Source organism: Delftia sp. BGA-UO-ETr-SB1 (assembly GCF_059567865.1).
Genome location: NZ_JCAQOW010000006.1, coordinates 974,708 through 986,988, shown reverse-complemented (window position 1 = coordinate 986,988; position 12,281 = coordinate 974,708). Strand labels below are relative to the sequence as shown.

The 12,281-nt window shown below is 70.2% G+C and carries 11 protein-coding genes; 4 read left to right on the top strand and 7 right to left on the bottom strand.

What is annotated here, in order from left to right:
* Positions 1-22: 22 nt before the first annotated feature.
* Positions 23-697, top strand: coding sequence for a GntR family transcriptional regulator (locus AC57B5_RS23265; protein ID WP_012207532.1), 675 nt, complete (start codon positions 23-25; stop codon positions 695-697).
* 189 nt (positions 698-886) lie between these two features.
* Here the strand turns inward: AC57B5_RS23265 and AC57B5_RS23260 are convergent, their stop codons facing one another.
* The 3 genes from AC57B5_RS23260 to AC57B5_RS23250 form a co-directional block, all read right to left on the bottom strand.
* Positions 887-1,342 (bottom strand): DoxX family protein, encoded by a 456-nt coding sequence (locus tag AC57B5_RS23260; RefSeq protein ID WP_223275169.1) that lies wholly within the window; start codon positions 1,340-1,342, stop codon positions 887-889.
* Positions 1,329-1,688, bottom strand: coding sequence for a DUF4148 domain-containing protein (locus AC57B5_RS23255; protein ID WP_496400436.1), 360 nt, complete (start codon positions 1,686-1,688; stop codon positions 1,329-1,331). The genes AC57B5_RS23260 and AC57B5_RS23255 overlap by 14 nt, the downstream gene beginning before the upstream one ends.
* A gap of 163 nt (positions 1,689-1,851) precedes the next feature.
* A complete protein-coding gene (locus tag AC57B5_RS23250; RefSeq protein ID WP_496400435.1) occupies positions 1,852-3,513 on the bottom strand; it encodes an adenylate/guanylate cyclase domain-containing protein in 1,662 nt (553 codons plus the stop codon).
* Positions 3,514-3,639: 126 nt separating this feature from the next.
* Between AC57B5_RS23250 and AC57B5_RS23245 the strand changes: the two genes are divergently transcribed.
* Positions 3,640-4,347: a Crp/Fnr family transcriptional regulator gene (locus AC57B5_RS23245; RefSeq protein ID WP_065348165.1), complete on the top strand. Its 708-nt coding sequence runs from the start codon at positions 3,640-3,642 to the stop codon at positions 4,345-4,347.
* On the opposite strand, the gene AC57B5_RS23240 is transcribed toward AC57B5_RS23245, so the two are convergent.
* The 3 genes from AC57B5_RS23240 to AC57B5_RS23230 form a co-directional block, all read right to left on the bottom strand.
* Positions 4,344-5,969: an ABC-F family ATP-binding cassette domain-containing protein gene (locus AC57B5_RS23240; protein WP_496400434.1), complete on the bottom strand. Its 1,626-nt coding sequence runs from the start codon at positions 5,967-5,969 to the stop codon at positions 4,344-4,346. The two genes, AC57B5_RS23245 and AC57B5_RS23240, sit on opposite strands and share 4 nt — an antisense overlap.
* A 149-nt stretch (positions 5,970-6,118) precedes the next feature.
* Complete coding sequence (locus tag AC57B5_RS23235; protein WP_496400433.1) at positions 6,119-6,316, bottom strand: hypothetical protein; 198 nt, start codon at positions 6,314-6,316, stop codon at positions 6,119-6,121.
* 3 nt (positions 6,317-6,319) lie between these two features.
* Positions 6,320-9,460 (bottom strand): multidrug efflux RND transporter permease subunit, encoded by a 3,141-nt coding sequence (locus AC57B5_RS23230; protein ID WP_496400432.1) that lies wholly within the window; start codon positions 9,458-9,460, stop codon positions 6,320-6,322.
* 383 nt (positions 9,461-9,843) lie between these two features.
* Between AC57B5_RS23230 and AC57B5_RS23225 the strand changes: the two genes are divergently transcribed.
* Together AC57B5_RS23225 and AC57B5_RS23220 are read left to right on the top strand one after the other, a co-directional pair.
* Positions 9,844-10,578 carry a response regulator gene (locus tag AC57B5_RS23225; protein ID WP_016448779.1) on the top strand — a complete coding sequence of 245 codons (735 nt, stop codon included), beginning with the start codon at positions 9,844-9,846 and terminating at the stop codon, positions 10,576-10,578.
* Positions 10,575-11,648, top strand: a complete 1,074-nt coding sequence (locus tag AC57B5_RS23220; RefSeq protein ID WP_013800609.1) for an ATP-binding protein — start codon at positions 10,575-10,577, stop codon at positions 11,646-11,648. Before AC57B5_RS23225 ends, AC57B5_RS23220 begins: the two co-directional genes overlap by 4 nt.
* Before the next feature lie 18 nt (positions 11,649-11,666).
* On the opposite strand, the gene AC57B5_RS23215 is transcribed toward AC57B5_RS23220, so the two are convergent.
* On the bottom strand, positions 11,667-12,128 hold the full coding sequence (locus tag AC57B5_RS23215; RefSeq protein ID WP_082848303.1) for a vWA domain-containing protein: 462 nt from the start codon (positions 12,126-12,128) through the stop codon (positions 11,667-11,669).
* Positions 12,129-12,281: the final 153 nt, after the last annotated feature.

Here is a 12,281-nt window from a genome sequence, read left to right as displayed (position 1 = left end):
GACCCTTGCATCCCCCATCACCATGACCCGCAGCACCGATATCCTCAACCTGACCGACCGCGTGACCGAGCAGCTGCGCAGCAAACTCATCGATGGTGCCTGGGAGCCCGGGCAAAAGCTGTCGGAGGCCTCACTCAGCGAAAGCCTGCAGATCTCGCGCAACACGCTGCGCGAGGCCTTCCGGCTGCTGACCAAGGAGGGGCTGCTGGTGCACGAGCCCAACAAGGGCGTGTCGGTGGCGGCGCCCAGCATTGCCTCCATCATCGACATCTACCGCGTGCGCCGCATGGTGGAGTGCCAGGCGCTGGCCCAGGCCTATCCCATGCACCCGGCTCGCAGCCTGATGCGCGAAGCCGTGGAAGCGGCCCAGCGCCACCGCGAGGCCCAGGACTGGTCCGGCGTGGGCACGGCCAACATGAGTTTCCACAAGGCCGTGGTGCAACTGGCCGACAGCGAGCGCCTGGACACCATGTTCGAGCACCTGCTGGCCGAGCTGCGGCTGGCCTTCGGCCTGCTGCGCGACCCGCACTTCCTGCATGCCCCCTATGTGGACATGAATGCGCGCATCCTGCAGCAGTTCGAGGACGGCAAGCCGGCCGAGGCCGCTGCCGCGCTCAATGACTACCTGGTGCATTCGGAGCGGCTGATCCTGGCCGCCTACGCCCGCCGCCTTGCTGAAAAAGGCATCAAGGTGTGAGACAAAGACACCCCCTGAGCGGCTGACGCCGCTTCCCCCTCTCTACTCGCTTCGCGAGGGAGGGGGACGACACCCTCGGGGCGGGGCGGCGCGGCCGGCGTAGGCCCTTCCTCGGTGTCCCTCGCTTTGGGCAGCGCCGGTTTCATGGGCTGTGTGTTGCACACAGCGCCAGGAATCACTGGCTCGTGCTCAACGCGAGGCCTTGCGCCGCGCGTCCAGGCTCCAGCGCGCCACGGGCGCCAGCATCAGTTGCACGAATCCCCCGGCGATCGCCAGGTTCTTCAGGAACTGCACCAGCTGGCCCTTGTCGCCGAACTGGTTGTGGAACATCAGCGCCGACATGACGCTGAACACGGCCATCACGGCCGCGGCCTCGCGGGTGCGCCAGCCCAGCAGCAGGGCCGTGGCCACGCCCAGCTCCACCACCAGCGCCATGGCATACGACAGCATGGGCAGCGGCAGACCCGCCTTGGCGATATAGGCCATGGTGCCCTCCGGCCCCATCAGCTTGCCGATGCCGCTGTAGATGAACAGCAGGCTCAGCAGCACCCGGGCCAGCAGCGGTGCGAAGTCGGCCCAGGGCGATGCTGCGGCGTGGGCAGCGCGATGCGTGGCGGCGCGCGTCATCGCATCAGCCCGGGACACGGCCGGAACCCTGGCCTTCGGCCGCCTTCACCGAGCCACCCAGGCGCCGCACTTCGGCCAGGTACTCGGGGCCGCTGCGCATGCGCTGGTACTGGGCCAGGCGCTGCTGGTAGTCGGCATCCCAGTGGTTCACGTCGGACTCGCGGTAGACGTTGAGGCCGGCGCGGTTCCACAGGGCCAGGTCGGCCTGCACTTCGGCGCGCGACAGCGCGGGGCCGGAGGCGACGGGCTCGGCGCCAAACCAGGTTTCTGCAGATACCGTGGCGGCCGGTGCGGCCGAGGCCATGCCCGACCACAAGGCGGAGGAAAGGGAAACGATGGCGAAGAGGGTCTTTGCGTGCTTCATGGCGAATCCTTTGTCAAATCCTGCAGCGCGTGATTGCGTTCTGCATGGCTGCAGTCTCGTCTTCGCCCGCCTGCGCGTCAGTGCCTAAACGCACAGCTTTGTGCAAACTCTCCGGTTCCCGCGCTCAATGTCCACGCTCACTGTCCACGCCCACCATCCACGCTCACGGCCACTGCAGGCCGGGCCGCGCCACATGCAGGGCCTGCAGGGGCTCGGAGCGCCCGCGCACCTGCACCTGCCGGACTTCTCCCAGGCCATCGGCCACGCCCGCGCGGCGCGCCACCTCCAGCGACAGCACCAGCCGCGCCTGGGCGCTCTTGGTGTATTCCTGCAGGCGGCTGGCCGTGTTGACCACCTCGCCCACGGCCGTGAAGGTGGTGGTGTGCTCGAAACCCACGCGCCCCACGGCGGCGCGCCCCGCATGCAGGCCCATGCCGAAATCCACCGGCTGGCCGAACTGCGCCTCGAAGGTGTGGCTCCATTCCTGCATGCGCCGGTCGATGAGGGCGCTGGCCTGCACGGCCTGGCGGCAGGCCGTGTCCAGGTCGGTATCCAGGCCGAAGATGGCCATCACGCTGTCGCCGATGAACTGGTTGGCCATGCCGCCGCTGTCGTGCACGGCCTGGCCCACGCGCTCGAAATACTGGTCCAGCACCCAGGACAAGTCCACGGGCCATTGCCGCTCGGCCAGGCCCGACCAGCGGCGCAGGTCCACGAACAGGATGGCCACCGCGCGCACTTCGCGGACCTCGCGCTGCTCATCGCCCCGCCCGGCCTGGGCGGCTGCCGGCGAGCGGAACAGCGGCGCCACCTGCACATCGCCCGTGGGCCGCAGCTGGCAGGCCAGCCGCACGTCCTGCGGCGCGCCCACGCGCTCCAGCGTGAGGCGCTCGTCCCGCCCCGGCGCAGGCAGGTGGGCCGCCGGGCCGGACACGCGCACCCGGCAGGTGGAGCAACGCGCCCTGCCACCGCACAGCGACAAATGGGCAATGCCATGCTCGCGGCTGGCTTCGAGCACGCTCATGCCCTGGGCCACCTGCACGGTGCGGCCCGGATAGTGCAGCAGCACCTGGCGGGCGCCGCGCAGGCGCATGCGCCGCCACAGCCAGGGGCCGGCCAGCAGCGCGGCCAGGCCGGCCAGCCAGCCCTGGCGCAGCCCGGTCGTCAGCGCGCGCAGCCACTGCGATGCCTCGGGCGAGGGGCCGGCCGGCGCTGGCAGGCCGGCCGCCGCGATCTCGCGCGCCATGGAGACGATGCCCAGCGCCGCCAGCACGGGCAGCAGCACGGCGGCCGTGAGCAGCAGCGGCTGCCAGCGCCGCCACCAGCCGCGCGCACGCAGGGCCATGTGCAGGCCCATGCAGCCATGGGTCCAGGCGGCCGTCATCAGCAGCAGCTGGATGGCCATGCTGGACGGATTCCAGGAAGAACGCACGATGCGCGCATACGAGGGGTCCACGCCCCAGGCCTCCTGCGCCAGCCGCGTGGCCGGCACGTGCAGGGCCAGCAGCAGCGGCAGGCCCAGTCCCAGCAGCAGCCGCACGGCCTCCAGCGCCGGCATGCGCAGGCTGCGCCGCCGCGCCAGCGCCTGCAGCGCCAGCCCCATGTGCACGGCCAGCGCGCCGTAGAGCAGCAGGCTGCCGGGCAGGGATCGCCACACGCCGTGGACCAGCTCGCGCACGGCCTCGGCCGTGCCCAGCGAGACCAGGCCCAGGGCGTGATTGAACAGGTGCAGCGCCGCATAGGTCCACAGCACCAGGCCGGTGGACCAGTGGAGGCTGCGCAGGGACGGCAGAGCCGGCAAAGCCGGATGAGGGACACGGGCCATGGAAAGCGATGATGCGCCCGACGGCGGAAGAAGACAGGAGAAGACCGGAAGAACGGCAGCTTGAAGGAACTTAGGCCGGGCCTGGCCGATCCAGAATCTTTGTACCTTACGCCCGCTATTGGTTCCATGGCCCACCCCACCCAGCCCTCCAGTTTCGCCCTGCGCGGCATCGCCCTGTTCGAGGGCCTGGGCAGCGCCAGCCTGGACCGCATCGCCGCCGACTGCGAATGGCGCCCGCTGCAGGCCCGCCAGCCCGTGTTCAGCCGCTGCTCCACGGGCAGCGACGTGTTCTTCCTGGTCAGCGGGCGCGTGCGCATCACCACCTACTCGCCGGGCGGGCGCGAGGTCAGCTTCCGCGACTACGGGCCCGGCGAGCACTTCGGCGACCTGGCGGCCATTGACGGCCAGGCCCGCTCCACCGATGTGGTCACCCTGGAGTCTTCGCTGCTGGCCAGCCTCTCGCGCCAGGACTTCCTGGCCCTGCTGGCGCGCGAGCCCGCCATCGCCCTGCGCATGATGGAGGGCCTGGCCGGCCTGGTGCGCCGGCTGACCGACCGCGTCATGGAACTGAGCACCCTCGGCGTGCCCACGCGCCTGCACATGGAGCTGCTGCGCCTGGCGCGGGAGGCGGGCGTCTCGCCCGAGCACACGGCCCTCATCTGCCCCGTGCCTTCGCACTCGGTGCTGGCCAGCAAGATCAGCACCAACCGCGAGCAGGTCACGCGCGAGCTGGGCGCCCTCACCCGGCGCGGCCTGCTGCGCAAGGAGGGGCGCCAGGCGCTGCTGGTGACCGATGTGCGCGCACTGCAGGCGCTGATAGCGCAGGAAAGCTAGGCGGACTCCATTCGCCAGCCCTGCGGCGACCACACCAGGCGGTCGGTCAGCCCGATGGCCTGCAGAAAATCCTCGTCATGCGAGACCACGACCAGCGTGCCGGCGTAGCCGCGCAGCATGCCCTCCAGCGCCTGCAGGGAAGGAAGGTCCAGGTGGTTGCAGGGCTCGTCCAGCAGGAGCAGGGGCGCGGGCGGCTCGGCATGCAGCGCGCAGGCCAGGGCAGCCTTGAGCTGCTCGCCGCCGCTGAGCCGGCCCGCAGGCTGCTCCACCTGCCGGGCCGCCAGCCCGAGCCAGGCCAGGCGCGTGCGCAACACATCCACGGGGGTGCCGGGGCAGGCGTCCTGCAACTGCTCCATCACCGTGCGCCCGGGCTGCAACAGGGACAGGCGCTGGTCCAGGTAGGCACAGGCCTGCATGCGGCGCACCTCGCCCGCCTGGGGCGCAAGGCGGCCCGACAGCACATCGAGCAGGCGCGTCTTGCCGCAGCCGTTGGGACCGGTCACGGCCAGGCGCTGGCCGCCGTACAGAGACAGGTTCAGGCGCGGCCCCGTGGAAAACGAAAACGGCAGCAGCACATCGTCCAGCAGCGCCACCACGTCGCAGGGAGCACCGGCCGGTGGCGGCGCCTGCATGCGGATGCCGGCCTGCAGGTCGATCTGGCGCGCCGCCTCGCGCACGCGCTGGTCCAGCGCCTCGCGCGTGTCTGCATGCAGGCGGCGCAGCCGGCCGGCCGACGCCTCGCTGCGCTCCTTTTGCCGGTCCAGCAGAATGCGCGCCTGGTTGGCCTCCTGGCCCTGGCGGCGGCCGCGCGCCTCGCGGCGCTGCTGGCGCTCCTGCTGCTCGCGCAGCTGCTGCGTTTCGCGGCGGCGCTCCAGCTTGCGCTGCTCCAGCAGTTGCACCGCCGAGGCCATCTCGCGCGCCTTGGCTTCGGCATAGAAGGCGTAGCCGCCGCCGTAGCTGCGCAGCCCCTGCGGCGACAGCTCCACGATGCGTTCCATGCCCTGCAGCAGACTGCGGTCATGGCTGACCACGACCAGGCCACCGGGCCAGCGCTGCAGTTGCGCGGCCAGGGCCTCGCGGCTTTCGCGGTCCAGGTGGTTGCTGGGCTCGTCCAGCACCAGATGGTCGGCGCCCGACAGCAGCGCGCCCGCCAGGGCCACGCGCATGGCCTCGCCGCCGCTGAGGGCGTGGCCCGGCGTATCGGCACGCAGATGACCCAGGCCCGCCAGCTCCAGCTGGGCCTGCAGGCGCTGGCGCAGATCCCAGCGGTCGGCCAGCCGCTCGAAGTCCCGGGCATCGCAGCTGCCGCCCTCGATGCGCGCCAGCGCCTCCAGCGCGGGCTGCAGCCCGGCCAGCGCCGCCACCGAAGGCTGGTCATGCCAGTCCGTGCGCTGGGCCAGGTACAGCACCTGCCCCGAGCGCAGGCAGCGGCCCTGCGAGGGCGCATCCAGCCCGGCCAGGATGCGCGCCAGCCGCGACTTGCCCACGCCGTTGCGCCCCACCAGGCCGGTGCGGCGGTGGTCAAGAGTCTCGGAAAGATCGGAGAAAAGGGGGCTGCCATCGGGCAGCACGCAGGAAACGCCGTCGAGCGTGATCGTGGTATTCGTCATATCGCAGTTCATGGATGCCAACGCAGTTCCTTGCCGCTTTGCATGCATTGCGCGTGCGGTGGGCAGGGTCGGGAAAAGCGGGCCGCTGGGACAGCGGCAGCATCAATGGCGCATGGGACGAATACCTCCTGCAATGGCGAACGAAACCGCCATTATAAAAATCATGGGCCGTTCGTGCCGGCCACCGTGGCACCGGCGCCGCGTGCGAAGGCGCCGGCCTGCTCCGCTGGCGGCCCGGAACCGGTGGAGCCGGCCTGCCAGGCCGGGTTCGCAGGCGCCGGTGGCGCGCAGGGATTCAAAGACTGTGCCGGCGGGCGGCCCTGAAAGCACAGGGCGTTGAGCGCGATCCAGAGAGGCATGGTTCAGGTTCCGGGGTCGGCAGCAGGCGGCGGCCGGTGCGCGCTGCCGCGCGGCCCGGCGATGCGCCGCTGCCATTCAAGGACGAAGACGAAGAAGACGGGCACGAAGAACACGGCCAGCACCGTGCCGCTGACCATGCCGCCGAACACGCCCGTGCCGATGGCGTGCTGGGTCTCGGCGCTGGCGCCCGATGCCAGCATCAGCGGCACCACGCCCAGCGCAAAGGCCAGCGAGGTCATGAGGATGGGCCGCAGCCGCAGGCGCGCGGCCTTGATGGCGGCCTCGCGCAGGTCCTGGCCCTCCTCGCGCAGCTGCTTGGCGAATTCCACGATCAGGATGGCGTTCTTGGCCGACAGGCCGATGATGGTGATCAGGCCCACCTTGAAGAACACATCGTTGGGCATGCCGCGCAGCAGCACGGCCGCCACCGCGCCCAGCAGGCCCAGGGGCACGACCAGCATCACCGACAGCGGGATGGACCAGCTCTCGTACAGCGCGGCCAGCACCAGGAAGACCACCAGCATGGACAGGGCCATGAGCAGCGGCGCCTGCGCGGCCGACTGGCGCTCCTGCAGCGACTGGCCGGTCCAGGCCACGGCAAAGCCGGGCGGCAGCTGGGCCGCCAGCCGCTCCATCTCGGCCATGGCCGCGCCGCTGGACGTGCCGGGCGCAGGCGTGCCCGAGATGCGCGACGCCAGAAAGCCCTGGTAGCGCACCAGCTGCAGCGGCGTCTCCGACCACACGGGCGTGGCGAACTCGGCCAGCGGCACCATGCCGCCCGAGGCATTGCGCACGTTCAGCCGGAGCACGTCATCGACCTGCATGCGCGCGGGCGCGTCGGCCTGCACGATGACCTGCTGCATGCGCCCGGCGTTGGGGAAGTCGTTGACATACAGCGAGCCCATGGCCGTGGACAGCGTCTCGCTGATGGCGGCAAAGCCCACGCCCAGGGCCTGGGCCTTCTGGCGGTCGATCTCCAGCCGCACGCTGGTGCCCGAGGGCAGGCTGTCCTGGTAGGCCGAGCCCAGCACGCTGCTGCTGCCGGCCAGCGCCAGCAACTGGTCGGTGGCCGACTTGAGCGCGGCATGGCCCTGGCCCGTGCGGTCCTGCAGGTACATGGTGAAGCCCGAGGAGGTGCCCAGCTCGTCGATGGCCGGGGGCTGCAGCACCATGATGGCGCCCTCGGGCGCGTGTTCCATGGCCTTTTGCGCGAGCGAGACTTCCTCGCCTGCCGTGGCGCCGTTGCGCTGGTCCCAGTCCTTGAGCGTGGTGAAGGCCATGGCCGCGTTCGGGCCCGAGCCCGCGAAGCTGAAGCCCAGCACCGAGATGCTGGAGGCGATGCCGGGGCGCTGCGCCACATGCTCCTCATAGCGCTTGACCACGTCCAGCGTGCGCTCGGCCGTGGCATCGGCCGGCAGCTGGATGGACGCCATGAAGTAGCCCTGGTCTTCCTCGGGCAGAAAGGCCGATGGCAGCTGGCGCAGCGCAAACACCAGGATGGCCACGATGGCCGCGAACAGCAGCATCATGCGGCCCGTACGCCGGACCAGGCCCGTGACATGGGCCTCGTAGCGGTTCGTCAGCCGCTCGAAGCCGCGGTTGAACCAGCCGAAGAAGCCTTTCTTCTGATGGTGGCCCGCCGCCACCGGCTTGAGCAAGGTGGCGCACAGCGCCGGTGTCAGGCTCAGGGCCAGGAAGGCCGAGAACAGGATGGACACGGCCATGGACAGCGTGAACTGCTGGTAGATCACGCCCACCGAGCCGCTGGCGAACGCCATGGGGATGAACACCGCCGTCAGCACCAGGGTGATGCCGATGATGGCGCCCGTGATCTCCTTCATGGCCTTGAGCGTGGCATCGCGCGGCGACAGGCCTTCCTCGGCCATGAGGCGCTCCACGTTCTCGACCACGACGATGGCGTCGTCCACGATGATGCCGATGGCCAGCACCATGCCGAACATGGTCAGCACGTTGATGGAAAAGCCCGCCACCAGCATCACGGCGAAGGTGCCCAGCAGCGCCACGGGCGCCACGATGGCCGGGATCAGCGTGTAGCGCAGGTTCTGCAGGAACAGGTACATCACCAGGAAGACCAGCACCATGGCCTCGACCAGGGTCTGCACCACCTTCTCGATGGAGATCTTGACGAAGGGCGCGGTATTGAACGAGATGGTGTGCTCCATGCCCCGCGGCAGGATGGAGGCCAGCTCGGCCATGCGCTTTTGCACCGCGGCGGCCGTGCGCACGGCGTTGGCGCCCGGCGACAGCTGCACGGCGGCGCTGGTGGCGGGCTTGCCATCCTCGCGGTTGGAGAAGGCATAGGACTGCGCGCCCAGCTCCACGCGCGCCACGTCGCCCAGCACCAGGCGGGAGCCGTCGGCATTGGCGCGCAGCACGATGGCCGCGAACTGCTCGGGCGAGGTCAGCTGGCCCTGCACGGTGAGCGGCGTGGTCACGCGCTGGCCCGGGGCGATGGGCGCATCGCCCACGCGGCCCGGGGCGATCTGCATGTTCTGCTGCTGGATGGCCTGGGTGAGGTCGCCCATGGACAGCCCGTAGGAGATCAGCTTGGCCGGATCGACCCAGACGCGCATGGCGCGCTCGGTGCCGAACAGCTGCACGCGGCCCACGCCCTCGATGCGCCGCAACTCCTCCACGATGCTGCGCGCCATGTAGTCATTGAGTGCCAGCTCGTCGAACTCGCCGCCCGGCGAGATCAGGCCCACCAGCAGCAGAAAGCTCGACGTGGCCGACTCCACCTGCAGCCCGTTCTGGCGCACGGCCTGCGGCAGGCGCGGCTCCACGGCCTTGATGCGGTTTTGCACATCCACCTGGGCCAGCTCGGGGTTGGTGCCGGGCTTGAAGGTGGCCTTGATCTCGGCCGAGCCCGAGGTGTCCACCGAGGACTCGAAGTACAGCAGGTGGCGGACGCTGGACAGCTCGCGCTCGATCAGCGAGACCACGGAGTCATTGAGCGTCTTGGGCGTGGCGCCCGGATAGGTGGCATACAGGCTCACCGTGGGCGGCGCCACCGTGGGATAGCGCGAGATCGGCAATTGCGGAATGGCAAGCACGCCCAGCAGCACGATGAACAACGCGATGACCCAGGCAAAGACGGGCCGATGAATGAAGAACTGTGGCATGGACGCGAGGTCTGGTTTTCAATGCACGCCAGGGCGCGCTGCGGAAAAAATACGGCGCCTGGCGCCGACACATCTGAGGGGCCATCCGGATGCAAATCCAGATTGCCAGGAGGCATGGGGATGGAGGAAACTCCTGCCGGTGCGGCTTCGGCCTGCGGCGTGTTGCCGCCAGGGCCATTCATCCATGGAGCCGCTGCAAAGCTAACAGCTCTCCCACCCGCTCATACGGCATTGCCGCTGTGACTTCATATTCAGGGATTTGTTTCGCATGCCGGCCAATTGCGGCGGCACAGGGAAACAGCTTGCGTTCTTTCGATGGCATTTCGGCCCGGGAAATGTGGAAGAACGATGGAGATGAACACAGCCCCCGCCGCGACCCCAAAATGGCTTCTATCATTGCCCAGCCCTTGCCTTTCCAGCCATCGACATCGCTCATCCTCGTTGCCGAGGACGAGCCCGAGATCGCAGACATCCTGTGCGCCTACCTGGCCCGCAGCGACCTGCGCACCGTGCATGCCGCCGATGGCCAGCAGGCCCTTGAACTGCACCACCACTTGAAACCCGATCTCGTACTTCTCGACGTGCAGATGCCACGCCTCGACGGCTGGCAGGTGCTGTCCGAAATCCGCCGGCGCGGCGACACGCCCGTCATCATGCTCACCGCCCTCAACCAGGACGTGGACAAGCTCATCGGCCTGCGCATTGGCGCGGACGACTACGTGGGCAAGCCCTTCAACGCGGCCGAGGTCGTGGCGCGCGTGCAGGCCGTGCTGCGCCGCTGCGGCCAGGGCCGGCTCCGCGATACCAAGCTGCTGCAGGCCGGCCCCTTTCGCGTGGACCTGGACAGCCGCGAGGTCAGCGTGCAGGTGCAGGGCGCCACGCATGTGCCCGAACTCACCGTGACCGAATTCAACCTGCTGGCCAGCCTGGTGCGTTCGCCCCGGCGCGTGTTCAGCCGCGCCGAACTGCTGCTGAGCTGCCTGCCCGAAGGCCACACGCTGGAGCGCACCGTGGACAGCCACATCAGCAAGCTGCGCAAGAAGCTCGAAGGCCTGGGCCTGCAGGGCATGCCCGACAGCGTGCGCAGCGTGGGCTACCGGCTGGGGATGGACCCATGAGCGCAGCGGCCGGGCTGCGCCGGCAGGTGGTGCTGACCATGTCGGCCGTCACGCTGGCCGTGGTGGTGCTGTGCGTGCTGGGCTCGTACGCCTTCTATGCGCTGCTGCTGACCTTTCACCCGGCCAGCGTCTCCGACGGCTGGATGCCCTCCAGCGTGGAGCTGGCCTGGGTGCTGCTGACCCTGGTGGTGGCCATGCTGATTGCCATCTTCGTGGCCACGCGGCTGTCGCGGCGCATCCTGCCCTCGCTGGACTCGGTGGCCATCAGCCTGCGCCAGCTGGCCGAGGGCGACCTGTCGGCGCGCGCCAGCACGGACGACAGCGCGCTGCACGAGGCCGCGCAGCTGGTGCACGACTTCAACAGCCTGGCCCGGCGCCTGGAAGGCATGGCGCAGGAGCGCGCCTTCTGGAGCGCGGCCATCGCCCATGAGCTGCGCACGCCCGTGACCATCCTCAGCGGGCGGCTGCAGGGGCTGTCCGACGGCGTCTTCCTGCCCAGCAAGGACATGCTGGCCAGCCTGATGACCCAGGTCGAGGGGCTGACCCGCCTGATCGACGACCTGCGCCTGCTGGGCCTGCAGGAAAACGGCCATCTGCAACTGCAGCTGCGCCAGACCTGCCTGGCCGGCGAGGTGCGCTCGGTGGCCCTGGCCGTGGGACCGGCGCTGGAGCAGGCGGGCCTGCAGCTGGCGATGGAGCTCGATGACCAGCCCGTGGTCTGCGACCCCGTGCGCATACGCCAGGCCCTGCTGGCCCTGCTGGAAAACGCCATGCAGTACGCGCAGCCTGGCCCGCTGCTGGTGGCCGCGCGCGTGCGCCACGGCCTGTGCACCGTGCGCGTGGAAGACAGCGGCCCCGGCGTGGCGGCCGACCTTGCGCCGCGCATCTTCGACGCCTTCCAGCGCGGTGAAGGCGCCCGCAGCCGAAGGAATGCCAGCGTGGGTGCAGGCAACGGCAGCGGACTGGGCCTGGCCGTGGTGCAGGCCATTGCGCAGGCCCACGGCGGGCGGGCGCAGTGCCTGCCGGGCGAGCGTGGCGGCGCGCTGTTCGAGCTGAGCTGGCCGGCCTGACCTCGTCAGAGCCGCAGATCAGCCTGCGAAATCATCGGCCCGCACATGGCGTGCGTCCCAGGCAGCGGCCAGCGCAGCGGCCCGGCCCAGGCGCACGCGGCCTGATTCAAAGTCCACGATGCCTGCCTCCTGGGCCGCCGCAGGCCGCGCAGGCCGCTCGCGCGTGCGGCCGTCGGTAAGCAGCCACAGCCAGCCCTGGCAGGAGGCGTCTGCGCCGCAATGGCGCTGCAGCAACTGGCCCGCCTGCTCCACGGCCGCCTGCAGCGGCGTGCCGCCGCCCCCGCCAATGGGAGCGATCCAGTCGTCATTCCAGGCCGCTGCCTTGCGCGGCGGCAGGCGCAATTCCACGCGCGTGCCCGCAAAGCAGATCAGCGCCACCTGCTCGCGGCGGCGGTAGGCCTCTTCCATCAGCGACAGCAGCACGCCCTTGGCCCGCGCCAGTGCGCCGCTGCCGGCCATGGAGGCCGAGCAATCGAGCACAAAGCAATGCAGCCGCGTGGCCTGGGGCGGCTCGCGGCGGCGCTGCAGATGTTCAGGCGCCAGCGCCTGGGCGCCGCGCGCGGCCAGCGTGCGCGGCCAGTCCCAGCTGCCGGTGGGCGGCCCGCCTTGCGCCTGGGCCAGCCGGGGCTGGCC